This window comes from Curtobacterium sp. MCPF17_018, from assembly GCF_003234135.1.
Lineage (GTDB): Bacteria > Actinomycetota > Actinomycetes > Actinomycetales > Microbacteriaceae > Curtobacterium > Curtobacterium flaccumfaciens.
Map to the genome: position 1 here is coordinate 85,467 of NZ_QKSJ01000005.1, position 25,100 is coordinate 110,566.

General features: G+C 70.4%; 24 protein-coding genes. 10 read left to right on the plus strand and 14 right to left on the minus strand.

The window, feature by feature from the left end; translation table 11 throughout:
* Positions 1-142 precede the first annotated feature (142 nt).
* Both DEJ27_RS18110 and DEJ27_RS17925 read left to right on the plus strand, forming a co-directional pair.
* Complete coding sequence (locus DEJ27_RS18110; protein ID WP_220035380.1) at positions 143-1,219, plus strand: carbohydrate-binding protein; 1,077 nt, start codon at positions 143-145, stop codon at positions 1,217-1,219.
* Positions 1,135-1,440: a hypothetical protein gene (locus DEJ27_RS17925; RefSeq protein WP_220035381.1), complete on the plus strand. Its 306-nt coding sequence runs from the start codon at positions 1,135-1,137 to the stop codon at positions 1,438-1,440. Before DEJ27_RS18110 ends, DEJ27_RS17925 begins: the two co-directional genes overlap by 85 nt.
* Positions 1,441-1,610: 170 nt before the next feature.
* Here the strand turns inward: DEJ27_RS17925 and DEJ27_RS07665 are convergent, their stop codons facing one another.
* Complete coding sequence (locus DEJ27_RS07665) at positions 1,611-1,979, minus strand: twin-arginine translocase TatA/TatE family subunit (protein WP_027464570.1); 369 nt, start codon at positions 1,977-1,979, stop codon at positions 1,611-1,613.
* Between the two features lie 64 nt (positions 1,980-2,043).
* Between DEJ27_RS07665 and DEJ27_RS07670 the strand changes: the two genes are divergently transcribed.
* On the plus strand, positions 2,044-2,676 hold the full coding sequence (locus tag DEJ27_RS07670) for an O-methyltransferase (protein ID WP_111090652.1): 633 nt from the start codon (positions 2,044-2,046) through the stop codon (positions 2,674-2,676).
* A 27-nt stretch (positions 2,677-2,703) separates the two neighbouring features.
* Here DEJ27_RS07670 and DEJ27_RS07675 read toward each other — a convergent pair whose 3' ends face one another.
* The 4 genes from DEJ27_RS07675 to dapE form a co-directional block, all read right to left on the minus strand.
* Positions 2,704-3,423, minus strand: a complete 720-nt coding sequence (locus DEJ27_RS07675) for an AAA family ATPase (protein ID WP_258369883.1) — start codon at positions 3,421-3,423, stop codon at positions 2,704-2,706.
* Positions 3,424-3,546: 123 nt separating this feature from the next.
* Positions 3,547-3,717 carry a DUF3117 domain-containing protein gene (locus DEJ27_RS07680; protein WP_017887054.1) on the minus strand — a complete coding sequence of 57 codons (171 nt, stop codon included), beginning with the start codon at positions 3,715-3,717 and terminating at the stop codon, positions 3,547-3,549.
* A 147-nt stretch (positions 3,718-3,864) separates the two neighbouring features.
* Positions 3,865-5,109 carry a hypothetical protein gene (locus tag DEJ27_RS07685; RefSeq protein ID WP_110860541.1) on the minus strand — a complete coding sequence of 415 codons (1,245 nt, stop codon included), beginning with the start codon at positions 5,107-5,109 and terminating at the stop codon, positions 3,865-3,867.
* Positions 5,094-6,176, minus strand: coding sequence for a succinyl-diaminopimelate desuccinylase (dapE, locus tag DEJ27_RS07690; protein WP_027464567.1), 1,083 nt, complete (start codon positions 6,174-6,176; stop codon positions 5,094-5,096). Before dapE ends, DEJ27_RS07685 begins: the two co-directional genes overlap by 16 nt.
* A gap of 152 nt (positions 6,177-6,328) precedes the next feature.
* Between dapE and dapD the strand changes: the two genes are divergently transcribed.
* Positions 6,329-7,294 carry a 2,3,4,5-tetrahydropyridine-2,6-dicarboxylate N-succinyltransferase gene (dapD, locus tag DEJ27_RS07695; RefSeq protein ID WP_110860545.1) on the plus strand — a complete coding sequence of 322 codons (966 nt, stop codon included), beginning with the start codon at positions 6,329-6,331 and terminating at the stop codon, positions 7,292-7,294.
* Positions 7,295-8,009: 715 nt separating this feature from the next.
* On the opposite strand, the gene DEJ27_RS07700 is transcribed toward dapD, so the two are convergent.
* The 7 genes from DEJ27_RS07700 to typA form a co-directional block, all read right to left on the minus strand.
* Entirely contained in the window at positions 8,010-9,308 is a 1,299-nt protein-coding gene (locus tag DEJ27_RS07700) for a citrate synthase (protein ID WP_110860547.1), read from the minus strand.
* A 164-nt stretch (positions 9,309-9,472) separates the two neighbouring features.
* Entirely contained in the window at positions 9,473-10,591 is a 1,119-nt protein-coding gene (gene dapC, locus DEJ27_RS07705; protein WP_181420066.1) for a succinyldiaminopimelate transaminase, read from the minus strand.
* 11 nt (positions 10,592-10,602) lie between these two features.
* Entirely contained in the window at positions 10,603-10,920 is a 318-nt protein-coding gene (gene fdxA, locus DEJ27_RS07710; protein ID WP_017887060.1) for a ferredoxin, read from the minus strand.
* Positions 10,921-10,955: 35 nt separating this feature from the next.
* Positions 10,956-12,140 (minus strand): PIG-L family deacetylase, encoded by a 1,185-nt coding sequence (locus DEJ27_RS07715; protein WP_110860549.1) that lies wholly within the window; start codon positions 12,138-12,140, stop codon positions 10,956-10,958.
* 19 nt (positions 12,141-12,159) lie between these two features.
* Positions 12,160-12,708, minus strand: a complete 549-nt coding sequence (locus tag DEJ27_RS07720; RefSeq protein WP_110860551.1) for a hypothetical protein — start codon at positions 12,706-12,708, stop codon at positions 12,160-12,162.
* Positions 12,709-12,825: 117 nt separating this feature from the next.
* A complete protein-coding gene (locus DEJ27_RS07725; RefSeq protein WP_220032946.1) occupies positions 12,826-14,019 on the minus strand; it encodes an amidohydrolase in 1,194 nt (397 codons plus the stop codon).
* 100 nt (positions 14,020-14,119) lie between these two features.
* Entirely contained in the window at positions 14,120-16,042 is a 1,923-nt protein-coding gene (gene typA / locus DEJ27_RS07730; RefSeq protein ID WP_110860555.1) for a translational GTPase TypA, read from the minus strand.
* 121 nt (positions 16,043-16,163) lie between these two features.
* On the opposite strand from typA, the gene DEJ27_RS07735 reads away from it, so the two are divergent.
* The 3 genes from DEJ27_RS07735 to DEJ27_RS07745 all read left to right on the plus strand — a co-directional run bounded on the left by DEJ27_RS07735 (position 16,164) and on the right by DEJ27_RS07745 (position 18,257).
* On the plus strand, positions 16,164-16,913 hold the full coding sequence (locus DEJ27_RS07735) for a CPBP family intramembrane glutamic endopeptidase (protein ID WP_110860558.1): 750 nt from the start codon (positions 16,164-16,166) through the stop codon (positions 16,911-16,913).
* Between the two features lie 119 nt (positions 16,914-17,032).
* Entirely contained in the window at positions 17,033-17,512 is a 480-nt protein-coding gene (locus DEJ27_RS07740) for a peroxiredoxin (protein WP_110860560.1), read from the plus strand.
* 193 nt (positions 17,513-17,705) lie between these two features.
* A complete protein-coding gene (locus tag DEJ27_RS07745; protein ID WP_181420067.1) occupies positions 17,706-18,257 on the plus strand; it encodes a PH domain-containing protein in 552 nt (183 codons plus the stop codon).
* A gap of 139 nt (positions 18,258-18,396) precedes the next feature.
* Here the strand turns inward: DEJ27_RS07745 and DEJ27_RS07750 are convergent, their stop codons facing one another.
* Positions 18,397-20,115, minus strand: coding sequence for an ABC transporter family substrate-binding protein (locus DEJ27_RS07750; RefSeq protein ID WP_110860564.1), 1,719 nt, complete (start codon positions 20,113-20,115; stop codon positions 18,397-18,399).
* Positions 20,116-20,371: 256 nt separating this feature from the next.
* Here DEJ27_RS07750 and DEJ27_RS07755 point away from each other — a divergent pair, with 256 nt between their 5' ends.
* Genes DEJ27_RS07755 through DEJ27_RS07765 form a run of 3 tightly spaced genes read left to right on the plus strand, consistent with a single transcriptional unit; the run spans position 20,372 to position 24,431 of the window.
* A complete protein-coding gene (locus tag DEJ27_RS07755; RefSeq protein WP_110860566.1) occupies positions 20,372-21,352 on the plus strand; it encodes an ABC transporter permease in 981 nt (326 codons plus the stop codon).
* A gap of 3 nt (positions 21,353-21,355) precedes the next feature.
* Positions 21,356-22,294, plus strand: coding sequence for an ABC transporter permease (locus DEJ27_RS07760; RefSeq protein ID WP_110860568.1), 939 nt, complete (start codon positions 21,356-21,358; stop codon positions 22,292-22,294).
* Entirely contained in the window at positions 22,287-24,431 is a 2,145-nt protein-coding gene (locus DEJ27_RS07765) for a dipeptide ABC transporter ATP-binding protein (protein WP_110860570.1), read from the plus strand. Before DEJ27_RS07760 ends, DEJ27_RS07765 begins: the two co-directional genes overlap by 8 nt.
* A 105-nt stretch (positions 24,432-24,536) precedes the next feature.
* On the opposite strand, the gene DEJ27_RS07770 is transcribed toward DEJ27_RS07765, so the two are convergent.
* Positions 24,537-25,043, minus strand: coding sequence for a PH domain-containing protein (locus DEJ27_RS07770; protein ID WP_110860573.1), 507 nt, complete (start codon positions 25,041-25,043; stop codon positions 24,537-24,539).
* Between the last annotated feature and the right edge of the window lie 57 nt (positions 25,044-25,100).

Here is a 25,100-nt window from a genome sequence, read left to right on the forward strand (position 1 = left end):
GACGCATCCTGTGCGTTCGTTCATGGACAGGTCGTTCTACCGCGGCGCATTATGCAAGGGCATTACACAATGCCCTTGCGGAATGTCTCGTGAGGGCTCCACCCGCCGGACGACGACGTCCGACCGAGGACAGGAGAACCGTGTGAACCAGAACACCCGCGTGCGATCGGGCCTCGTGGCCGCCATCGCCGCCGTCATCGTCGCAGGGGGCTCGCTCGCTGCGGCACCCGCCCTCGCCGCGACGACCTGCGCGACCGCCTGGAGCGCCGGCACCGCCTACAACGGCGGAGCAACCGTGAGCGAGAACGGCTCGAACTACACCGCGAACTGGTGGACACAGGGCGACGAGCCGGCGACCCACTCCGGGGCGACCGGCAGCGGTCAGCCGTGGACGTCGGCCGGCGCCTGCACCGGCGGCAGCACCGGCGGCGGGACCACGACCCCGGGCGGTGGCGGGACCACCACGCCCGGCAACGGCAGCACCGGCACCGCGAGCGGCCTGGTGTTCAGCCCGTACAAGGACATCACCGTGAACCTCGACTGGAACACGAACGTCATGAACACCGCGGTCACCGGCACGCGGATCCCGGTCGTCGGGTCGAGCAACAGCCTGGTGTCGACGCGGGAACCGGGCCTCAAGGCCATCACGCTCGCCTTCGCGACCGGCACCTGCGGCAGCGAGAACTGGGGCGGAGTCGCTGCCGACGCGTTCGCCAGCGCCAACATCGCGAAGCTCGACGCGGCCGGGGTGAACTACATCGTCAGCACCGGTGGCGCCGCAGGCTCGTTCAAGTGCTCCGGCGCCGCGCTGCAGTCCTTCATCGCCCGCTACGCCTCCCCGCACATGATCGGCGTCGACTTCGACATCGAGAGCGGGCAGTCCGCGGCAGACGTGCAGAACCTGGTGAGCGCTGCGGCCCTGGCGCAGTCGAAGTACCCGGGCCTGCGCTTCTCCTTCACGCTCGCAACCCTGGCCGCGTCCGACGGTTCGTTCGGCGGGCTGAACAGCACCGGCGACGCCACCGTCAAGGCGATCAAGGCTTCGACCCTGTCGAACTACACGATCAACCTCATGACGATGGACTTCGGACCGCGACCACGGCCAACTGCGTCATCGTCGGGTCGACGTGTCAGATGGGGCAGTCCACGATCCAGGCGGTCACGAACCTGCAGCACACCTACGGGATCGCCTCGTCGAAGATCGAGGTCACCCCGATGATCGGCGTCAACGACACCACCGACGAGGTCTTCACCCTCGCGGACGCCGACACCGTCGCCGCGTACGCCAAGTCACACGGGCTCGCCGGGGTGCACACCTGGTCGCTCGACCGGGACACCCCCTGCCCGACGGCGCAGAGCACCGCATCGCCGACCTGCAACTCCGTGGCCGGGTCTGCGCCGCTCGCCTGGACGGACCGCTTCCTGGCGGCCCTGAAGTAAGGCAGAGCCCGGCGTACCTGGTCGGATCGGGCATACCTCGTCGTTCCTTCCGACCAGGTACGCCCGATTCCACTCGCCATCGGGATCGCCACGCGACCCCGCGACGGACTGGAGGCCCGGTGCCGGCTGGCACCGGGCCTCCAGTCCGTCGCGTTGGGACGTGACGGGCGTCAGGTCGCTTCGGCGTCGAAGGGTGCCGGTTCACCGGCGGCCAGGGGCACGACGGGAGCCGTTGCGCGCACCTTCGAGGCCGTCACCTGCGCGGTCTGGACGGCTGCGGCACTGGTGCCGGAGTCGAGCAGGGCGTCTCGGATGATGCGGCGCGGGTCGTACTGGCGCGGGTCGAGCTTCTGCCACTCGATGTCGTCGAACTCGGGACCCATCTCGTCGCGCATCCGCTCCTTCGCGGTGTCGGCGAACCGACGGACGGCCTTGACGAACTCGGCCAGCTTCTGGGCGTACATCGGCAGGCGCTGCGGCCCGAGCAAGAGGACGCCGATGACCCCGATGATCAGGATCTTGTCGAGCGGGATGTCCACGCGAGCGAGCCTAACGCGTGCTGCTGCGTTGCACCTCTAGAGTTGTCTCCCGAACGGAGTGTGCGTGTCAGAGAAAGAGTCGAACTGGAAGTTCGCCGAGGACATCGTCTCGGAGACCGAGGCGATCGCCCGTGCTCGTGAGCACTCCCTGGAACTCGGGGTCGAAGCGATCTCGCCCGCGATCGGTGCGCAGATCGGGGTCATCGCCGCAGCCTCGCGAGCCACGAGCATCATCGAGATCGGCACCGGTCTCGGGGTCTCCGGCCTGTACCTGCTCGCCGGCACCCCGAACGCGACCCTGACGACGATCGACGTCGAGGTCGACCACCAGCAGTTCGCCCGCGACGCGTACATCAGCGCCGGCACCGCTCCCGCTCGGATCCGGCTCATCCCCGGTCGGGCGAACCAGGTGCTCCCCCGCATGAACGAGGCCTCGTACGACGTCGTGCTCGTCGACGCCGACCCCGAGCACGTGATCGAGTACGTCGAGCACGGGCTGCGGCTCGCCCGTCTGGGTGGCACCGTCCTGGTGCCGCACGCCCTCTGGCGCGGACGCGTCGCCGACCCGGTGAAGCGCGACCGCGCCACCACGGACTTCCGGCTGCTCCTGACCGAGGTGTCGACCTCGGGTGCGGTGCGCAGCGCGCTGTCGCCCGCCGGTGACGGACTGCTGCAGTTGACGAAGGTCACCAACTAGCGCTCGACCCGCCGGCGTACGCGCAGGTCAGTCCAGGTGCCGCAGGTACCGCTCGGGCGACTCGAGGAACGCACGCTCGTTCCGCACCAGGTCGAGGTCGCGCCATTCTGTGCGCCGCAGGCCCCACTCGCCGACCTCGTGGATCTCGGCCCCGGGGAACGCGGCGAGCACGGGTGAGTGGGTCGAGAGCACGACCTGGCCGACACCCGTCTCGACGATGGACTGCAGGAGCCCGATCAGCGCCAGGCACCCCGAGAACGACAGGGCGGATTCCGGCTCGTCGAGGATCCAGAGCCCGGGCCACTGCGACCGGTGGATCACGAAGTCGAGGAACGACTCACCGTGGCTCCGCTCATGGAACAGCGGCTCGGCTCCCCCGGGGTGCTGTTCGAGGTAGGTGAAGACTCCGTGCATCGTCTCGGCGCGCAGGAAGAAGCCGGACCGCACCGCGCCGGGCTCCCGGTGCAGGGCGATGTGCTCCCAGAGCTGCGATTCGCTCGGGCGGGTGCTGTGCCCGGACTTCGTCGAGCCACCCTCTGGCCCCATGCCGAAGGCGAGCGCCATCGCCTCGACCAGGGTGGACTTGCCAGCACCGTTCTCACCGACCAGCACCGTCACCGGAGCGAGGTCGAGCCCGTCGTCGAGCAGCTGCCGCACGGGCGCGAGCGTGGCCGGCCAGACGTCGCGCCGCATCGGGTCGGGCGCGTACTCCTCGACACGGCGGATCGGCAGTCTCGTCCTCGGCACGGCCCCATCCTGACGGAGCCCACCGACAGGGCCGCGGATGCCCCCGTCGCGGGATCGGCAGCGGACAGACGGAAGGCCCGGAGCGTACACGCTCCGGGCCTTCCGTTCTGGTGCTTCGACGTACTAGGCCGAGACGACCTCAGCGAGTGCGTCGTGGAGTTCCTTGGCCTCGGCATCGTTGACCGAGACGACCAGGCGGCCTCCACCTTCGAGCGGAACCCGCACGATGATGAGTCGACCCTCCTTAACAGCCTCCATCGGCCCGTCACCGGTCCTCGGCTTCATGGCTGCCATCAGATGTCCCCTTTCGTGCAGTAAATGCAACGCCATTATCCCGTACGGAGGGGGCAACTGCGAAACCGCCCAGGTTGGGGGTGTCGGATGTGCCGTCCGGATGCTCCGCAGAACGCGGATCCACCGGCCTCCGGCGCCCCGCATCGATCACGGCGGGGTCCAGTCGTAGCCGTCGATCCACCACGTGGAGTACAACCAGACCCACTGCAGCCCGACGAACGCGACGACGACGGCCACGCGGTACACCCGCGACCGTGGCAGCGCGACGATACCGAGCAACGGCGCGATCGGCACGAGGATGCGCCACGTGCTCGACTGCGGGAAGAACACCGCGAGCAGGTACACGAGGTACGCCACGCCCCAGAGTCGGAGCTCGATGCCGATCGAGCGTGCGGCGGGCATGCACACGAACGCGGCGAACCCGGCGAGCACGACGACGAGCAGCACCGTTCCGGCCGGCTGCCCGAACCACCACCCGAACCCCTGCACCCACGGCGCGAACGGCACGAGTTCCTTCCACCCGATGTACGACGACCGCCAGGCGAGCTCGGTGTCGGTGTAGGCCTTCGGCACTCCGGTGACCGCCCACGCGATCGCCGGCCAGGCCAGACCGACCAGACCCGACACCGTGGCGACCACCGCGGGCGGTACGAGCCGGCGGAGGCTCAGCGGTTCCGACGAGCGCACCCACGCCGGGCGGATCGCCCACGCGGCCACGAAGAGCACCACCAGGAACGCGAAGGCGAGCCCCGTCGGTCGCGTCATGCCGAGCAGCAGCACGACGGGCAGCATCGCCCACCACCGCCGGTCCACCATGAGCAACAGCGCGACGAGCAGCAGGAACAGCCCCATCGCCTCCGCGTAGGCCACCTGGAACATCGCCGACACCGGTGCGACGCAGAACAGCACCGTGGCGAACGTCGCCCGTGCGGGGTCGAGGAACCGGCCCATGAGCCGGCGGAACACCAGCGCGGCCCCGAGTCCGGCGAGCAACGACACCGAGACCGCCACGAACTCGAACGACGCTCCGGTGAGCGTCATGAGCGCCCGCACCAGGAACGGGTACGCGGGCATGAACGCCCACGCGTTCTCGGTCACGTGCCCGGCGGCATCGACCGGCAGCGTCGACGGGTACCCGCCCGTGGCGATCACGCGGTACCAGGCGCCGTCCCAGATCGCCGCGAACGACAGGTAGCCCGGGCTCTGCACGGTGAACGAGTTCGCCGCTTGCACACCCGCGAACGCGAGCATCATGGCACCGGTGACGAGCCGCGCCAGCACATAGACGACCGTGATGCGCACCCACCACGGGACGACCCGGTACCGGGCCCGCCAGCGGCTCCGAGCAGGGGTCCTCCGGGTGGCCCCCGCCGTCGTCAGGCCGTCAGCCACCGACGCAGCCCGGCCTCGACCGCGGTGATCTGCGCGACCGGCACCTGCTCGTCGTCGTGGTGGGCGAAGACCGGCTCGCCGGGGCCGTAGTTGACCGCGGGGACCCCGAGCGCCGAGAAGCGTGCGACGTCGGTCCAGCCGTACTTCGGACGGGGCTCCGGTCCACCGACGGCGGCGACGAAGTCCTGCGCGAGCGGGGCGTCGAGACCGGGGCGGGCACCGGCGGCGAGGTCGACGATCGTGACCTCGTACCCGTCGAACAGCTCGCGGATGTGGGCGACGGCCTCGTCGGCCGAGCGCGAGGGGGCGAACCGGTAGTTCACGTGCACCATCGCCTCGTCCGGGATGATGTTGCCCGCGATGCCGCCGCTGATGCCGACCGCGTTCAGGCCCTCGCGGTACTCGAGCCCGTCGACCGTGACGGTGCGCGGCTCGTACGCGGCCAGGGTGGCCAGGATCGGGGCGGTCTTGTGGATGGCGTTGTCGCCGATCCAGCTCCGGGCGCTGTGCGAGCGCTTGCCGAACGTGCGGATCTCGGCGCGGAGGTTGCCGTTGCACCCGCCCTCGATCTGCGCCCCGGACGGCTCGCCCAGGATGGCGAAGTCGGCGGCGAGGAGTTCGGGTCGCGTCCGGGCCAGGCGGCCGAGACCGTTCAGGGCGTCGCTCACCTCTTCGTGGTCGTACCAGACCCACGTGACGTCGACCGAGGGGTCGACCAGGTCGTACGCGAGCTTGAGCTGCACCGCGCAGCCCGCCTTCATGTCGACGGTGCCGCGGCCCCAGAGGATCTCGGTGCCGTCCTCGGCGGTCCGGAACTCGGTCGGCAGGTTGTCGTTGAGCGGGACGGTGTCGATGTGACCGGCGATGACGACCCGGCGGTCGCGGCCCAGGTTCGTCCGCGCCACGATCGCGTCGCCGTCACGGATCACCTCGAGGTGCGGAAGCGGTGCGAGCACGGCCTCGATCGCGTCGGCGAGGGCCTGCTCGTTGCCGGACACCGACTCGATGTCGCAGATGGCACGGGTGATGTCGATGGACGAGGCGGTGAGGTCGAGGTGCTCCGGCATGCGGGCAGCCTACCGGCCACCCCTCGCACCGCCCCGGCAGTCCGGACGGTCGGCAACCCAACCGCCCCGGCAGTCCGGACGGTCGGCAACCCGACCGCCCCGGCAGTCCGGACGGACGGTGCCTGCCGACCGGCGCTCGGTACCCTGGAGCCGTGACCGACACGACTGCCACCGACCGCCCGACCCACGCCTGGGGCCACGGCCTCGCGACGATCGCCGCCGACGGCACGACGCTCGACACCTGGTATCCCGAGACGCACCTCGGCGCGCTTCCCTCCGACGCCGTGTTCCCTGCCGAGCTGCAGGCGCACGTCGGTGACGACCCCCGCCGCGAGGTCCGGATCGAGCCCGTCACCACCGAGATCACGATCGACGCCGGCCCGACGAGCACCCCGGACGCGTACCTCCGCCTGCACCTGCTGAGCCACCTGCACGTCCGCCCGAACGAGGTCTCCCTCGACGGTGTCTTCGGCCACCTGCCGATCGTCGCGTGGACGAACGCCGGCCCGGTGCACCCCGAGTCCCTGACGCGCCTGCGCCCGTCGCTGCAGCGCGCCGGCATCGCCGTGCACGCGATCGACAAGTTCCCGCGCCTGGTCGACTACGTCGTGCCGGACCGCGTGCGGATCGGCGACGCGAACCGCGTCCGCCTCGGCGCACACCTGGCGCCGGGCACGACCGTCATGCACGAGGGCTTCGTGAACTTCAACGCCGGCACCCTCGGCGACGCCATGATCGAGGGCCGCGTCTCGCAGGGCGTCGTCGTCGGCAACGGCACCGACATCGGCGGCGGCGCCTCGATCATGGGCACCCTGTCCGGCGGTGGCACGCACCGTGTCTCGCTCGGCGAACGCGCGCTGCTCGGCGCGAACGCGGGCCTCGGCATCTCGCTCGGCGACGACTCCGTCATCGAGGCCGGTCTCTACGTCACGGCAGGCACGAAGGTGGTGCTGGTCGGCGCGGCCCCGAACGCCGACGGCACCCCGAAGACCGTCAAGGCCGCCGAGCTCTCCGGAACCCCGAACATCCTGTTCCGCCGCAACAGCGTCAGCGGCGCCGTCGAGGCGCTGCAGCGCAAGGGCGAGGGCATCCAGCTGAACACCGCGCTGCACGCGTAGCGTCCCGCGGCCGACGCACCCGCCTGGAGGCCCGGTGCCGGTCCACGAGACCGCCACCGGGACTCCAGGCCGTTGCGCCCAGAGCCCCACCCCGCGAGCGGTCACGACACGCCGCCCGCGGGCGGCGTGGGCGCACGAACCGTCGTTTCGACACCCGCCGGACGACAGTTCGCGACCACTCGGCGAAGGCGAGCGGCGCGTCCCACCTCCCCGCGCCCGACCCGCCCGCCTGGAGGCCCGGCGCCGGTCCACGAGACCGCCACCGGGCCTCCAGGCTGTTGCGTCCAGAGCCCCACCCCGCCCCGCGAGCGGTCACGACACGCCGCCCGCGGGCGCCGAGCGCGCACGAACCGTCGGTTCGACACCCGCCGGACGACAGTTGTCGACCACTCGGCGAAGGCGAGCGGCGCGCCCCGCCTCCCCGCGCCCGACCCGACCGCCTGGAGGCCCGGTGCCGGTCCACGAGACCGCCACCGGGCCTCCAGGCCGTTGCGTCCAGTGCCCCACCCCGCCCCGCGAGCGGTCACGACACGCCGCCCGCGGGCGGCGTGGGCGCACGAACCGTCGGTTCGACACCCGCCGGACGACAGTTCGCGACCACTCGGCGGAGGCGAGTGGCGCGTCCCGCCTCCCTGCAAGCGGGCGGAATACCAACCGGCGCACACGCACGAGCGCCCCGCGCCACGGAACCGTGGGGCGGGGCGCTCGGAGTCGGTCAGCGCGTGGGGACGTCGCGCTCGGGCGCGCCCACGTAGAGCTGCTGGGGGCGACCGATCTTGTTCAGCGGGTCGTTGTTCAGCTCGCGCCACTGGGCGATCCAGCCCGGCAGACGACCGATGGCGAACAGGACGGTGAACATCCGCGGCGGGAAGCCCATCGCCTTGTAGATGATGCCGGTGTAGAAGTCGACGTTCGGGTAGAGCTTGCGGCTGACGAAGTACTCGTCCTCGAGCGCGATCTGCTCGAGCTCCATCGCGATGTCGAGCAGGTCGTCCTGCACGCCGAGGGACTCGAGGACCTCGTGCGCGGACTCCTTGACGAGCTTGGCGCGCGGGTCGTAGTTCTTGTAGACGCGGTGTCCGAAGCCCATGAGCTTGACGCCCTGCTCCTTGTTCTTCACCCGCTCGACGAAGCGCGTGACGGGCTCGCCCGAGTCCTTGATCTGCTGGAGCATCTCGAGCACGGCCTCGTTCGCACCGCCGTGCAGCGGGCCGTACAGGGCGTTGATGCCGGCCGAGATCGAGGCGAACATGTTCGCCTTCGTCGAGCCGACCATGCGCACCGTCGAGGTCGAGGCGTTCTGCTCGTGGTCCTCGTGCAGGATGAGGAGCCGCTCGAGCGCCTTCGAGAGCACCGGGTTGGGCTTGTAGGTCTCGGCCATGGTGCCGAAGTTCAGCCGCAGGAAGTTGTCGACGAAGGACAGCGAGTTGTCCGGGTACAGGAACGCCTGCCCGATGGCCTTCTTGTGGGCGTAGGCCGCGATGACCGGGAGCTTGGCGAGGAGCCGGACGGTCTGCAGCTCGACCTTCTCGGGGTCGTCGACGTCCATGTCGTCCTCGTAGTACGTGGACAGGGCGCTCACGGCGCTCGAGAGCACGGACATCGGGTGCGCCGAGTGTGGCAGGGCGTCGAACAGGCGGCGGAGGTCTTCGTGCAGCAGGGTGTGCCGACGGATGCGGGCGTCGAACTGCTCGAGCTCGGTGGGGGTCGGCAGCTCGCCGTAGATCAGGAGCCACGCGACCTCGAGGAAGGTGCAGTTGCCGGCGATCTGGTCGATCGGGTACCCGCGGTAGCGCAGGATGCCCTGGTCGCCGTCGATGTAGGTGATCGCGCTCTTCGTCGCACCGGTGTTCACGAACCCGTAGTCGAGCGTGTTCATCCCGGTCTGCTTCTTGAAGGTCGAGATGTCGATCGCGGACGCGCCGTCGACGCTCTGCAGGATCGGGAACTCCGCCGTGCCACCCGGGAACGTCAGCGTCGCGGTCGCGCCCTGCTGTTCGGCGGCGGGACTCACGGGGACGGGCGTGGTGGGCGGTGTGGCCGTCTTCTGAGCGTCATTGGCAGTGTCAGTCACGAGGACAGCCTAATCGCGGCACCTGTCGGTCGTGCACACATCCCAGGTGACGATTTGGTGGTTCCCACGGATTGCGGGTCCCACCCGGAGTACTCGTGTCCGTGCTACGCGGTGCCGAGGCGACGGCTGCTCGCCAGTCGCTGCGACGCTGCGGCGATGCGTTCGTCGGTCGCGGTCAGGGCCACGCGGACGTGTTCGCCCCCTGCTGCGCCGTAGAACGTGCCCGGTGCGACGAGTATCCCGCGGTCGGCGAGCCAGGCCACGGTGTCGAGTGCGGGTTCGCCACGGGTGGCCCAGAGGTAGAGCCCGGCCTCGCTGTGGTCGATCCGGAACCCGGCGTCCTCGAGTGCTCCCCGGAGCATGTTCCGGCGCGCCCGGTAGCGGGCCTTCTGCTGCTGCACGTGGCTCTCGTCCTGCAGCGCGACGACCATGGCCTGCTGCACGGGCAGCGGCGGCATGAGCCCGGCGTGCTTCCGGACGGCCAGGACGTCGGCCAGGATCGCGGCGTCACCGGCGACGAAGGCCGCACGGTAGCCGGCGAGGTTCGACTGCTTCGACAGCGAGTACACGCTCAGCACGCCGTCGAGCGAATCACCGACCACCCGGGGGTCCAGGATCGTGGGCGTCGGGGTGGTGGCGTACTCCGGGTCCCACCCGAGCTCGGCGTAGCACTCGTCGCCGACGATGACGGCCCCGAGCTCGCGGGCGCGCACCACGGCGGCACGGAGTTCGTCGAGGGTCAGCACGCGGCCGTCCGGGTTGCCCGGGGAGTTCAGCCACACGAGCTTCGTGGTGGACGGCCACGCCGCGGGGTCGTCCGAGGCGAGGGCATCGGCCCGGACCAGTGCGGCGCCGAGCTCGTACGTCGGGTACGCCGCGGCCGGGAACACCACGGTGTCACCGGGGCCGATGCCGAGCCAGAGCGCCAGGCCCGCGATGAACTCCTTCGAGCCGATCGTCGGCAGCGCGTTCGCCTCGGTCAGGGCGACACCGTGCCGACGGCCGTACCAGTCGGCGATGGCCTGCCGCAGCGCCGGGGTGCCGGCGACCTGCGGGTAGGCGTGCGCGTCGGTCGCGGTGGCCAGGGCGGTGCGGACGACCTCGGGCGTGGGGTCGACGGGCGATCCGACGCTGAGGTCGACGATGCCGCCCTCGTACGCCGCGGCGCGCTGCTTGAACGGGACGAGCTGGTCCCAGGGGAAGTCGGGGAGGTCGAGCGCCACGAGGGGTCCGGTCAGCCGCGGACGGGCTCGGCCGCGACGACGGGGTGGTCCTTGTGGATCACGCCGACCTTCGCGGCGCCACCGGGCGACCCGACCTCGTCGAAGAACTCGACGTTGGCCTTGTAGTAGTCGGCCCACTGGTCGGGCAGGTCGTCTTCGTAGTAGATGGCCTCGACGGGGCAGACCGGCTCACACGCACCGCAGTCGACGCACTCGTCGGGGTGGATGTAGAGCGAGCGGTCACCCTCGTAGATGCAGTCGACCGGGCATTCGTCGATGCAGGCTCGGTCCTTGACGTCGACACAGGGCTGGGCGATCACGTAGGTCACGGTTCGGGTGCTCCCTTCGACGAGCGGGTTCGAGTCTACTCGCGGCCCGGGGCCGTCCGGGACCGCAGCCCCGACAGGTCCGGCCACGCGAGGACCAGGGCGGCGATGACCGCGGGGGCGAAGGTCCACACGTACCCGGCCGCGTTGGCGAGGACGAGCGGCGAGCTCTCCCCGCCGACCGACACGAGCACCTGCGTCGCGACGAGGATCCCGATGCCGATCGCGGCCGTCATCGCCCGCGAGCGGTAGACGAGCCGCACGCCCACGGTCAGACCGAGCACGATGAGGGTGGTGACGACGAGTCCGACCGGGAACGCGCCGATCGTCTGCTGGTGCGTGACCGTCCCGAGGCCGCCGGCGAGCATCCCGAGCAGCAGCGAGACGACGACCGCCGCGGCCTTGCCCTGACCGGACATCTCGGCGTAGCTCTGCGGCGCCGCCGGCTGCGGGGCCGCGTCGTGCCGGAACGCCTCGACCGCCGGGGCGTGCTGCCGGACGCCGTGCGGCATCACCCACGACAGGTCCGCGGGGTCGGCGGGGTCCACGGGGTCGACGGCGACCTGGGAGCGGTACTGCTCGACCGCCGCACGCACCTTGGCCCGGACCGGCAGGACGTCGACCGTGACGTCGGCCTGACCGCCGGCGGGGTCGACGATCATCGAGAACGGGACTTCCTCGGCTCGGGCCGCGTACCGCGCCGCGTGGTGCACGCGCACGTGGTCGGGGTGCCCGTAGCCGCCGTCGTCGGCGTAGCTGATCACGGCGTCGGCACCGGTGGAGCGGATCGCGGCGCGGACGTCGTCCACGACCTCGCCCAGGTCGGCCGCGGTCAGCGAGTCGGCCGGGGCGTCGTCCGCGGCGGTGGCCCGCCCGTCCGGTCCCCACTGCATGCCGGAGTCGACGTAGCGACGCTCCGGCAGATCGGTCGGCCGGGCACCGCGCCCGCCGAGCCACAGGTGCTGCGGGCCGCCGAGGGCGGCGAGGGCTGCGGCGATCTCGGTCTCCCGGTGCCGTGCCACCCGCGCGGGGTCGCCCGCCAGCGGGGCCAACTGCTCCGTGAGCATCTCGCCGCGCTCGCCCCGGGTCGCGGTGAGCACGGTCACTCCGGCGCCGCGCTCGAGCAGGGTCGCGATGGTCCCGCCCGACGAGAGCGTCTCGTCGTCGGGGTGGGCGTGCACGATCAGGACGCGCTCGGGGCGCGTGGCGGGGGCCTTCGACATCGTCCCCCAGGGTACGGGACTAGCGGGGCGTGACGATGTAGGTCGCCGTGACGCCGCCGCTGTCCTTGCTCTCCGAGAAGGTCAGGACGACGCGGTGGGCGTCGCTCCGGAACATGCCGAACGCGCTCGACGAGTCCACACGCTTCGCCGACTCGGTGTACCCGGCCTCGGTGAGCTGCTGCACGGCGGCTTGGAAGTCGTCGACCGAGGCCGCCCGGACCTGCGCCACCCACCCCGAGCCGTTCGGTCCGGCTCCCCCGCCGAGCACGGTGCCGTCGACGAGCGGAACGTCGGCCGACGGGAACCCGTCCGGCACCTTGCCGTCGGAGGTCACGTCCGCGCCCTTGAGCGCCGTGTTGAGCGCGCCGTCGATGCCACCCGCGACCGAGGACATGCCGTCCTGGATCGCCTTGCCGTCGATGCCCGCGACCCCGTCGGCCACGTTCGACGCGACGGAGGACCCGAGGTCGGTGGCCTGCTGCACGGCCTGGGTCGAGCAGCCGGTGAGCCCGGCCAGGGCGATGCCGGCAGCGACCGCGGCGATCAGCGGGGTACGGAGGGAGCGCATGGCGCGACCGTAACGGACGAGCCGGGAGGCCCGGCGCGAGTTGGCTGTGAACGTGCCGTCCCCGCGGCGGTCACGTGCGCGGCGGGGCCGCCCCGGGCCTCCTTCCCGACGAACGGGTCAGTCGACGTACGCGCGCGTCGCCGCGACCAGGGCGTCGACGCCGACCGGGATCGCGGTCTCGGCCTGCGGCGCGTAGAACGGCGAGTGGTTGCTCGGGATCTCCTCGCCGCGGCGGAAGCGCTCCGGGTCGGTGATGCCCGTGAACCAGTACACGAGCGGCGCTCCGGCGGCGGTGGCGAGCTGGCCGACGTCCTCCGACGCCATGGCGAGCCCGATCTCCAGGTCGCGGGCTCCCGGCACCTCGGCGCGGATGGCCTCGAGCACGGTGGCAGCGGCCTCGGCGTCGTTCACGGTGACCTCGGCGCCCGGTGCACGCACGATCGTCGGCTCGGACAGGCCGCCGGCCGTGCTCTCGGCACGGACGATGCGCTCGATCGAGGCGATGATGCGCTGGCGGGTCTCCTCGTTGCGGGCCCGGGTCGAGATCTCGATGACGGCCTCGTCGGGGATGATGTTCGCCCGCGTGCCGGCGTGGAAGCTGCCGACGGTGACGACTCCCGCGTCGCTCGGCGAGACCTCGCGGGCGACGACGGTCTGCAGCCGCACGACGGCCGAGGCCGCGGTGACGACCGGGTCGAGCGAGGCCTGCGGGGCCGAACCGTGCGCCCCACGACCGTTGAAGGTCACCGTCAGCCGGTCGCTCGACGCCATCACGGGGCCGGTGCCGACGGCGACGATGCCGACCGGTGCGGGCGCGGAGTGCTGCCCGAGCACGACGTCCGGCTTCGGGAACCGTTCGACCAGGCCGTCCTCGACCATCGCGCGGGCGCCGGAGATGACTTCTTCCGCGGGCTGGAAGACGGCGACGACCGTGCCGCGCCAGTCCCCCGTGGTCGCGACCAGGCGCTCCAGCGTGCCGAGCAACCACGTGACGTGGATGTCGTGGCCGCAGGCGTGCATGGTCGGGACCTCGCGGCCCTCGTCGTCCGTGCCGACGTGCTCGCTGGCGTAGGCCAGGCCGGTCCGCTCCTGCACGGGCAGGCCGTCCATGTCGGCGCGGAGCCAGACCACGGGGCCCTCGCCGTTCGACACGACACCGACGACGCCGGTGCCGCCGACGCCCGTCGTCACCTCGATCCCACCGATCTCGGCGAGCTTCGCAGTGATGACACCGGCGGTGCGGTGCTCCTGGAAGCCGAGCTCCGGGTGGGCGTGCAGGTCCTGGTAGATCGAGAGCAGGTCGAGAGTCACGGTGCCCACGGTACAACCGCGAACGGCCCGGCCACCTGCTGCAGGTGACCGGGCCGTCGGACGGAGGACGGGCCTCCGCGGGTGTTGCGCGTGCTGGTGCCTACGCGTCCTGACGCTTCAGACGGGCGTAGGAGCGCTGGCGGGCCTGCGCGTCGAGCTCGACCTTGCGGATGCGGACGGCGTCGGGGGTGACCTCGACGCACTCGTCCTCGCGCGCGAACTCCAGGCACTCCTCGAGGGAGAGCTGGCGCGACGGCGTCATCGACTCGAAGGAGTCGGCGTTCGCCGAACGCATGTTCGTGAGCTTCTTCTCCTTCGTGATGTTGACGTCCATGTCGTCGGCGCGCGAGTTCTCGCCGATGACCATGCCCTCGTAGACCTCTTCGGTCGGGTTGACGAAGAACGTCATCCGCTCCTGGAGGTTCGTGATGGCGAACGGCGTGACGACACCCGAACGGTCGGACACGATCGAGCCGTTGATGCGGGTCTGGATCGAGCCGGCCCACTCGTCGTAGCCGTGCGAGATCGCGTTGGCGATGCCGGTACCGCGGGTCTCGGTCAGGAACGACGTGCGGAAGCCGATCAGGCCACGCGACGGGACGATGAACTCCATGCGCACCCAGCCGGTGCCGTGGTTCGTCATGTTCTCCATGCGGCCCTTGCGAGCGGCCATGAGCTGCGTGATCGCGCCGAGGTACTCCTCCGGCGTGTCGATCGTCATGTGCTCGTACGGCTCCAGCAGCTTGCCGTTGTCGTCACGCTTCGTGACCACCTGGGGCTTGCCGACGGTGAGCTCGAAGCCCTCACGACGCATCTGCTCGACGAGGATGGCCAGTGCGAGCTCGCCGCGACCCTGGACCTCCCACGCGTCCGGACGACCGATGTCGAGGACCTTGAGCGAGACGTTGCCGATGAGCTCGCGGTCGAGGCGCTCCTTGACCATGCGGGCGGTCAGCTTGTGGCCCTTGACCTTGCCGACGAGCGGGCTGGTGTTCGTGCCGATCGTCATCGAGATCGCCGGGTCGTCGACCGTGATGGTCGGCAGCGGACGGACGTCCTCGGGGTCGGACAGGGTCTCACCGATGGTGATCGTGTCGAAACCGGCGACCGCGACGATGTCACCGGGGCCGGCCGACTCGGCCGGGTAGCGCTCGAGCGCCTTGGTGATGAGGAGCTCGGTGATGCGGGCGTTGACGACGGTGCCGTCGTGCTTGACCCACGCGACCGTCTGACCCTTCTTCATCGTGCCGTGGAAGATGCGCAGCAGCGCGAGGCGACCGAGGAACGGCGACGCGTCGAGGTTGGTGACGTGGGCCTGCAGCGGGTGCTGGTCGTCGTACTTCGGCGCCGGCACGTGCTGCAGGATGGCTTCGAACAGGGGCTCGAGATCGTCGTTGTCGGGCAGCTCGCCGTCGTTCGGCTTGTTGCGCGACGCGGCACCGTTGCGGCCCGAGGCGTAGACCACGGGGACGTCGAGGATCGCGTCGAGGTCGAGGTCGTCGACCTCGTCCGACAGGTCCGAGGCCAGGCCGAGGAGCAGGTCCTGCGACTCGGAGACGACCTCGTCGATGCGGGAGTCGGGGCGGTCCGTCTTGTTGACGAGCAGGATCACCGGGAGCTTCGCTGCGAGGGCCTTGCGGAGCACGAAGCGGGTCTGGGGCAGCGGGCCCTCGGACGCGTCGACGAGCAGGACGACACCGTCGACCATGGACAGGCCGCGCTCGACCTCGCCACCGAAGTCGGCGTGGCCGGGGGTGTCGATCACGTTGATGGTGATGGGACCGCCCGCGCCGAACTCACTGGCGTGCTTGCCGTTGTAGAGCACCGACGTGTTCTTCGCGAGGATCGTGATGCCCTTCTCGCGCTCGAGGTCGTTCGAGTCCATCATCCGGTCTTCGCCCTCGAAGTGGGCGTCGAACGAGTTGGTCTGCGTGAGCATCGCGTCGACGAGGGTGGTCTTGCCGTGGTCGACGTGTGCCACGATGGCGACGTTGCGCAGGTCGGACCGGGTGGCGAGCGCCATACAGGACATCCTTCAATTTCTGGGAGAGTGTCGGGCCAGTGTTTTCACAGCACCGCACCCGTGGGCAGAACGCCCGACACGCCAGTCTACCGGTAGTTCGCAAGCGACAGGAGTACAGCGCATGAGCCGTCGGCGAACGTGGGTCGAGATCACCATCGTCCTGCTGCTCTCGCTCGGTGCCAGCGCCCTCTACTCGATCCTGCAGATCATCGACGACCTGTCGCAGACGACCCCGCTCGGCGAGCAGTCGACGGCCCTGAACACCTCGTCGACGACGGTGCAGTACGTCGACCTCGCCCGGCAGCTCCTCGGCATCGCGGTGGACCTGGCCCCGGTCGCGCTCGTCTGCTACCTGCTGTGGAGCACGTCGCGGCCGCACCTCGGCCGGCTCGGGATCGACCGGTTCCGGGCGAAGCCGGACCTGGGTGGCCCGGCGCTCATCGCCCTGTGCATCGGGATCCCGGGGCTGGCGCTGTACTTCACGGGGCGGGCGCTCGGCATCACGGTCGCGGTCGACCCCGCCGCGCTCAACTCCTACTGGTGGACGGTCCCGGTCCTGCTGCTGTCCGCGATCCGCTCGGGCCTGCAGGAAGAGGTGATCGTGATCGGGTACCTCTACGCCCGACTCGGCGACCTGGGCTGGGGCCGCTGGCAGATGATCCTGTCGACCGCCCTGCTGCGCGGCAGCTACCACCTGTACCAGGGGTTCGGGGCGTTCATCGGCAACGCGGTGATGGGCATCGTGTTCGGCTGGATCTACACGAGGTGGGGCCGGCTCCTGCCACTCGTCATCACGCACGCCCTGCTCGACGCGGTGGTCTTCGTCGGGTACCCCTGGGTGGCGCACGCGTTCCCGCAGATGTTCTCGTAGACCACGGCAGCGGCGCGTCGACGCGCCACTGGCCGTTCAGCGCGTCACGGAGCGCATCCACAGCCCCCGCACAGCGCGCCGAGGGGCAACCCCCGCCGGGCCGCCCTACCGTTGGACCCATGAGCATCCCCGCGATCGGCGAGTCCGCCCCGTCGTTCACCCTGCCGGGGATGGTCGTGCGCGGCGGCGTCCGCACCGACGACGAGTACGACCTGTCCGCCGAGATCGGCCGGACCGTGGTGCTGGCCTTCTACCCGGGCGACGCGACGGCGGTCTGCACGGCCCAGCTCTGCAGCTACCAGGCCGAACTCGACGAGTTCACCGACCTCGGCGCGACCGTGTGGGGCATCAGCCCGCAGGCACTCGACTCGCACGAGGGGTTCGCCCGCGGGTCCTCGCTCGCGTTCCCGCTGCTCAGCGACACCGCGGGTTCGGCGATCCGCGCATACGGGGTGCAGGCACCGGGCATCGGCCTGCGCCGATCGGTCTTCGTGATCGGCCCCGACGGCGTGGTCCGGTGGCGGCACATCGGCCTGGTCGGCCTGCGGTTCCCGAAGGCCGAGACCATCCGCGAACAGATCGAACTACTCGTTTCGTGACCGTCGGCGTGGGAGTCCACTGAGTGCGCCGAGATGGGGTATTGACACCCAAACTGGGGGCGACGACCATGGACGGCACGAGGGTCCGTCCAGGATCTGCCTCCCCGGGGAATCGGGTCGTCCGGAGATACGCGCCGGTGTGTCACACCCGCTCCCCGGGCGTCTCCGGGGAGGCATCTCGTACCCTCGTCCGGTGCCCATCACCATCGTCGCCCCCGGCCTGCGCGCCCTCGCCGTCGTCCTCTGGGTCGTGGCCGTCGTGCTCGTCCCGCTGGCCCTGCTCGGCGGCGGCGCCCCCTTGCTCGTGCCGATCCCGAGCATCGCCGTCGCGTTCGTCGCGTGGGCGGCGCTGTGGCGTCCCCGGATCGAGCTGACGCCCGAGCACCTGCGCATCGTGGACGTCCGGCGGACCAGCACCTACACCTGGTCACGCATCGGCGAGGTGCGCACGAAGTACGGCATCGAGGTGGTCACCAGCGAGGGCGTCCGTCGCGTCTGGATCGCGACCCGCCCGACGGCGCGTCTCGCCGCGCACACCGGTGACCAGCCGGGAGGCCCGGATCGCCTGGACGTCGACGCTGCGGCCGCGCGGATGCTGGCCCACGTGCCCGCCCCGGCCGAGCAGGACGGCCCGCCCCCGTCGACCGTGACGGCTGCGCCGATCACGCACCGCACCCACGGCTGGACGATCCTGGCGATGGTCGTGCTCGGGGTCGCGGCGTCGCTGGCAGCGGCACGGTTCTAGCGGTCGCGCAGCTCTGGTCGCCGTGCCGGTCGGACGGTAGGCCGACGCAGGACGACACCCCCGACGTCGTGCGACGTCGGGGGTGTCGTTCGTGAACGGTGTCGTTCGTGCGCGCTGTCGTTCGTGCGCGCGGTGCCGACTACTTCGTGTAGCCGACGTCCTGCCACTTGACCGAGGACTGCTGGAACTGCGCCGGACCGTAGTTCACCAGGTCCTTGCGCACGCCCCAGGCGTACGGCTCGGCGAACAGCGGGATGGTGCCGGCGACCGCGACGATCTTCTTGTCGATGGCCTGCGCGTCCTTGATGCGGGCATCCGGGTCGAGCTCGCCGTTCGCCTTGTCCCAGGCGGCACCGAGCGAGTCGTCCGTCACGCCGGTGTAGTTCTGGCCGGCGTCGGCGGGGTAGTAGATCGACTTCAGCGACGAGATCGGGAACGGCGTGCCCTGCCACGCGAAGTACGTGGCGTCGAAGTCACGGGTCGTCGTGGTGATGTACTTCGTGAAGAAGTCGTCGGTGGGCACGGTGTCGATGGTCACCTTGAAGCCGGCGAGCTTGGTCTGCTGCTGCACGAGCTGCGCGACGTTCGCCGAGTTCGGGTTGTCCGACGGGATCACGAAGCGGACGTCGAGCTCCTTGCCGCCCTTGGTCGCGTAGCCGTCCGAGCCGATCTTCCAACCGGCGTCCTCGAGCTTCGACTTCGCCTTGTCGGTGCTGTAGCCGTAGACGCTCGACACGTCGTCCTGGTAGCCCTGCTGACCGGGCAGGTACGTCAGGTTGTTGAGCACGTCACCCGGGCTCTTCACCGGGGACAGGATCGCCTGGGCGAGCACCTTGCGGTTGATCGCCTGCGCGAACGCCTGGCGCACGTCCTGGTCCTTGAAGACGTCCGACGTGCCGTTCAGCGTGATCTGCCGCTGCGTGGTGCCGAGCGACCGCTCGATCTTCGAGTCGGAGCGCGAGTTCGCCGTCTTGAGGTTGTCAGCGCTGCCGTTCAGGTTGAAGGCGTCGAGCTCCTTGTTGCCGTACGCCTGGGCGACACCGTCACGGGAGACCGTCTTGAAGACGATCGTGTCGAGCTTGCCCTCGTCGCCCCACCACTTCGGGTTCTTCTCGAAGGTCACGACGCCACCGTTGGCGTCGAAGGACTTCAGGATGTACGGGCCACCGGAGACGTAGGTCGTGCCGTCGGCGGCGTACGGTCCCTTGGCCCAGGCCTTGTTGAAGTGGTCCGGGGTGTCGACGGCCCAGTACGGGTAGATCGCTGTGAAGACCGACGCCCAGTCGGCGTTGGTCTTCGAGAACGTCATGATGACGTCACGCTCGTCGGAGCCCTGTCTGACCGAGTCCACGTCCTCCCACACGTTGGTGGCGAGGGGCGCGAAGGCCTCGTTCGTGCCGTTCAGCGCCTTCCAGTTCGCGATGACGTCCTTCGCGCTGATCGGGGTGCCGTCCGACCACACGGCCTTCGGGTTGATCTTGATCTCGACGGTCTGGGGCGAGTCCTTGGTCAGCTCGATGGAGTCGACGAAGTCCTTGTTCGCCTCCCACTCGCCGTTCTCCTTGAACTGGATGAAGCTCGGCAGGTAGGTCTGCGAGATGGTGGTGTCGTCGACCGTCCCCGAGTCCAGGTTGAGCAGCTGCCAGTTCGCCGGAGCGGTGTCGATCGGCAGGGTGATCGACCCGCCGTCCTTGACGTCAGCGCGGTCCGCGACGGTCCAGCCGGTCGACTTCAGCGACGACTCGGCGACCGCGGAGCTGCTGTTGCCAGCCTGTCCGCCGCCGGAGCAGCCCGCCAGCACGACGGCGGCAGCCGCAGCGGTGGCGAGGACGGCGATGCCCTTGATCCTCTTTCGCATGGCGAGGATTCCCTTCCCTTGTGGTTCGCGCAGATCGCGCTGGACCGCGTACGGCCCCCGCCGTCGCGTCTGTTGGTTGAGAACCCTAGCCACATCCGAAGGCGGCACAAGGGTCTGTGCGACGAATCGAAACACGCTCGTAACGAATGTTGCATAGCGTCACTTCCGTTGTCCCACCCGGTCGCCCGAACGGCTAGCCTGTCGCCACCGACAACGCCGTCCGGTCGGACGGCCGCACCCAGAGGTCACGAACCACATGCTCGCCTTCATCGCAAAGCGGATCGTCAACTACATCGTCCTGACGATCGTGGCGACCACGCTCGGGTACATCCTCGCCAGCACGACGCTCAACCCGGCCGCCCGGTTCCTGGGGCGCAACCCGGCCGTGCCGCAGGGCACCATCGAGGCGTCGCTCCGCAAGCTCGGTGCCGATCCGGGTACCCCGCTCCTCGTCCGCACCTGGGACTGGTGGGTCGGCCTGGTGACGCACGGCTCGCTCGGCATGAGCACCCGCGGCACCGAGGTGACGGCCGACATCATCGCCCGCTCCGGCACGAGCCTGCGGCTGCTCGTGATCGGCACACTGCTCGGCGCGATCCTCGGGGTACTGCTCGGCGTCTGGAACGCGGTCCGGCAGTACCGCACCTCCGACCAGGTGTCGACGTACCTGTCGTTCGCGGTGCTCGCCACCCCGACCTTCGTCATCGCGGTCGTGCTGATGATCCTCGCGACCTCGCTCAACCAGGGCGTCGGGACCCAGGTGATCCGGTTCACCGGCGAGTACACGCCGGGGGTGACCGGGTTCTTCCCGGTGCTCGGCGACCGGCTCGTGCACCTGTTGTTACCGACGATCTCGCTGACCATCGGCGCCGTCGCCACGTACTCGCGCTACCAGCGCTCAGCGATGCTCGACGTGCTGTCGAACGACTTCATCCGCACCGCACGGTCGAAGGGCCGCACCCGCGGGTCGGCGATCATGCGCCACGGTGTGCGGGTCGCCCTCATCCCGATGTCGACCTTCTTCGCGTACTCGTTCGGACTCATCCTGACCGGCGCGAGCATCACCGAGCTGGTCTTCAGTTGGCACGGCATGGGCGAGTACTTCGTCCAGAGCATCAGCAACAACGACATCAACGCGGCATCGGGCACGATCCTCTTCACGGCGATCCTCGTGCTCATCGCAGGGACCCTCGCGGACCTGCTGTACGCCGCGCTCGACCCGCGAGTGAGGGTGTGACCCGTGTCTGTTCTCGACCCCACGACCACGACCACCGCCGGTGACCCCGGCGACGGCGACGCCGGTACGCCGGCGCACGTCATCGAGGTGAAGGGCGGCCGCACCCCGCTCTGGCGCAAGGTGTTCGGCACCTGGCGCGCGCGCATCGGCGGCAGCGCACTGCTCCTCATCATCCTCTGGGCGTTCCTCGGCCCGTACCTGTACCACTGGAACGCCGTCGACTCCGACGGGCTGGCGTTCGGCATGCCGCCGAGCGCCGCGCACTGGTTCGGCACGAACGACATCGGCCAGGACATCTACGCGCAGACCCTGGTCGGCCTGCAGAAGTCGCTGCTCATCGGCCTGATCGCCGGTCCGGCAGCGACCCTGATCGCCGGCGTCGTCGGCGCGATCGCAGGGTACTTCGGCGGCGTCACCGACCGGCTGCTCGTGTGGGTCATCGACCTGCTGCTCGTGATCCCGTCGTTCTACGCGCTCGTGCTGCTCAGCCCGGTGTTCAAGAACCTGACGTGGGTGGCCCTCATCGTCGGCCTCGCGGTGTTCAGCTGGATGGTGATGGCCCGGGTGATCCGCGGTCAGACGATGTCGCTGCGCGAACGCGACTACGTCAAGGCCGCCCGGTTCATGGGCGTCCCGGCGTTCACGATCATCCGGCGGCACATCCTGCCGAACGTGGCGTCGCTGCTCATCATCGACGCCACGCTCGGCGTCGGCGCCGCGATCCTGGCGGAGAGCTCGCTGAGCTTCTTCGGCTTCGGCATCCAGATCCCCGACGTCTCGCTCGGCACCCTGCTCGCCGCCGGCAGCCAGTCCGCCGTCACCCGCCCGTGGCTCTTCGTCCTGCCCGCCGCGACGCTGGTCGCGACCGTGCTCTCGACCAGCCTGCTCGGCGACGCCCTGCGCGACGCCATCGACCCCACCTCCGGAGCCAACCGTGACTGAGCCGCTGCTCACCGTGTCCGACCTGTCGGTCACGTTCAACCCGAAGACCAAGCCCGTCTACGCGGTCCGGGGTGTCGACTACTCGGTGGCTCCCGGCGAGTTCCTCGGCATCGTCGGCGAATCGGGTTCCGGCAAGTCGGTGTCCTCGATGGCCGTGATGGGCCTGCTGCCGTCGTCCGCCCAGGTGCAGGGCAGCATCCGGTTCGACGGACAGGAGCTCGTCGGCAGGAACGACCGCGAGATGTCGGCGCTGCGCGGTCGTGACATCGCGATGGTGTTCCAGGACCCGCTGTCCGCCCTGACGCCGGTGTACACGATCGGCCAGCAGATCATCGAGGGCCTGCGCCTGCACGACCGCTCCCTCACCCAGCACGCCGCACGCACCCGCGCCGAGGAACTCCTGCGCATCGTCGGCATCCCGAACCCGGCTCGACGACTCGACGCGTTCCCGCACGAGTTCTCCGGCGGCATGCGACAGCGGGCGATGATCGCCATCGCCATCGCGAACGACCCGAAGCTGATCATCGCGGACGAACCCACCACCGCGCTCGACGTGACGATCCAGGCGCAGATCCTCGACGTGCTGCAGACCGCCAAGGACATGACCGGTGCGGCCGTCGTGCTCATCACGCACGACCTCGGCGTCGTCGCCGGCAACGCCGACCGCGTGGCCGTGATGTACGCCGGCCGGATCGTCGAGACGGCGCCGGTGCTCCCCTTGTTCCGCGAGCCGGTGATGCCGTACACGATCGGGCTGCTCCGCTCGATGCCGAACATGACGTCCGCCCGCACCGAGCGGCTCGTCCCGCTCGACGGCCGCCCGCCCCTGCTCACCCAGAAGCCGACGGGCTGCCCGTTCGCCGACCGCTGCCCCGCCGTCATCGACGCCTGCCGCGACGGCGAGCCCGCCCTCGTCGCTCCGTCGGTGCCGCAGAGCGCCGACAACCCGGTGCTGACCGGCGCCGTCACGACGATCGGCAACGGCACGCTGCTCGACGACCACACCGCCGCGTGCATCCGTCGCGACGAGATCGCCGCGGGCACCCTCGAGCGCTCGGAGATCTTCCCCCGCCCCGAGGACGTCCCCGAGGCGGCCGTCGACCACGGCGACGACGTCGTGCTCGAGCTGCAGGACGTCGTCAAGACGTTCCCGCTCACTAAGGGCGCGCTGTTCCGCCGGCAGATCGGCGAGGTGCACGCGGTCGACGGCATCTCCCTGACGCTCAAGCGCGGGCAGGTGCTCGGCCTGGTCGGCGAGTCCGGCTGCGGCAAGACGACCACCATCATGGAGATCCTCGAGCTCGCCGGTGCCCAGCACGGCACCATCCGGGTGAACGGCGTCGACACCGCCTCGCTGTCCAAGAAGGACCGCCTGGCACTGCGCCGCGACATCCAGGTCGTGTTCCAGGACCCGATGGCGTCGATCGACCCCCGGCTCGACATCGGCTCGGTGATCGGTGAACCCCTCACCGTGCACGGCGTGGCGAAGGACGAGATCCGCCGGCGGGTGCGCGAGGTGCTCGAGCTGGTCGGGCTCGAGCCGAGCTACATCGACCGGTACCCGCACGAGTTCTCGGGTGGCCAGCGGCAGCGCATCGGCATCGCCCGTGCGCTCATCGTCGAGCCGAAGATCCTGGTGCTCGACGAGCCGGTCTCCGCGCTCGACGTCTCCGTGCAGGCCGGTGTGATCAACCTGCTCGAGGACCTCAAGCACCGCCTCGGGCTGTCGTACCTGTTCGTGGCGCACGACCTGTCCGTGGTCCGGCACATCGCCGACGACGTCGCGGTCATGTACCTCGGCCGCATCGTCGAGTACGGCGACGGCGACGCCGTGTTCTCGGACCCGCAGCACCCGTACACCCGGGCCCTGCTGTCCGCGGTGCCGGTGCCGGACCCCATGGCCGAGGCCGCCCGCGGGCGCATCCTGCTCGACGGCGACCTGCCCTCCCCCACGGAGCGCATCGCCGGTTGCCGGTTCCGCACGCGCTGCCCGCTCTACCAGCTCCTCGACGAGGGCCGGCAGGAGCAGTGCCGCACGATCGACCCGGGTCTCGAGCCCGTGCACGGCCGCGGTGTCGCCTGCATCCAGACCGACCAGGAGCACCTGCTCACCGAGCGGGTCGGCGCGGTCGTCTGACGACGCTGGTCACGCCGTGGACGTGACCAGCAGACGGACGGGAGGCCCGGAGCACGTCGTGCGCCGGGCCTCCCGTCCGTCCTGTGGTCGCGATCGCGAGCCGTATCAGGCTCCCAGCCACAGGCTGAGCAGCGAGGCGGCGAGCAGCGCCAGCGCGGCTGCACCGACCGCCAGGGCCGGCACGTCCCAGCCACGCACGGCGTCGCCGGCACCGGCGCGCTCGCGGTGCTCGGACCAGCGGTCGAGCAGCACCGTCATCTCGTCGGGCTGTCGCAGGACGGCCCGCTCGCCGCGCCGGGCCGGTTTCGGCCGCGGCAGCGACGGCCCGCCCCAGCACTGCACCTTCCGGCCGGCGACCGTCTCGATCACGATCTGCCAGCGGAGCCGCACGTCGGCGACGGCGTGCCACGGCACCACGGTGCGGCGCAGCGGGTTGACCACGGTGACCGCGCGCTCGTCGATGACGATGCACGGGCGGTAGGTCAGGACCCAGAGCGCCCAGACGAGCACGGCGATCGGGCCGGCGGCGCGGAGGAACACGTCCCAGCTCCCCCGGAACGCCGCATCGCCGAGCAGGAACAGACCCAGGACGGCGACGAGGCCGGACGCCACCGCGCCCCCGCGACCAGCGCGGAGGACGACGGGGCGTCCGGCCTCGTTCGTGTCCAG

What these genes read in the sequence shown, in the direction of transcription:
- DEJ27_RS17925 (WP_220035381.1), top strand. Translation starts at nt 1,135, where the DNA reads ATGGGGCAGTCCACGATCCAGGCGGTCACGAACCTGCAGCACACCTAC.
- DEJ27_RS07680 (WP_017887054.1), bottom strand. Translation starts at nt 3,717, where the DNA reads ATGGCAGCCATGAAGCCGAGGACCGGTGACGGGCCGATGGAGGCTGTT.
- dapE (WP_027464567.1), bottom strand. Translation starts at nt 6,176, where the DNA reads ATGCCGGAGCACCTCGACCTCACCGCCTCGTCCATCGACATCACCCGT.
- DEJ27_RS07715 (WP_110860549.1), bottom strand. Translation starts at nt 12,140, where the DNA reads ATGTCGAAGGCCCCCGCCACGCGCCCCGAGCGCGTCCTGATCGTGCAC.
- DEJ27_RS07720 (WP_110860551.1), bottom strand. Translation starts at nt 12,708, where the DNA reads ATGCGCTCCCTCCGTACCCCGCTGATCGCCGCGGTCGCTGCCGGCATC.
- typA (WP_110860555.1), bottom strand. Translation starts at nt 16,042, where the DNA reads ATGGCGCTCGCCACCCGGTCCGACCTGCGCAACGTCGCCATCGTGGCA.
- DEJ27_RS07735 (WP_110860558.1), top strand. Translation starts at nt 16,164, where the DNA reads ATGAGCCGTCGGCGAACGTGGGTCGAGATCACCATCGTCCTGCTGCTC.
- DEJ27_RS07740 (WP_110860560.1), top strand. Translation starts at nt 17,033, where the DNA reads ATGAGCATCCCCGCGATCGGCGAGTCCGCCCCGTCGTTCACCCTGCCG.
- DEJ27_RS07750 (WP_110860564.1), bottom strand. Translation starts at nt 20,115, where the DNA reads ATGCGAAAGAGGATCAAGGGCATCGCCGTCCTCGCCACCGCTGCGGCT.
- DEJ27_RS07755 (WP_110860566.1), top strand. Translation starts at nt 20,372, where the DNA reads ATGCTCGCCTTCATCGCAAAGCGGATCGTCAACTACATCGTCCTGACG.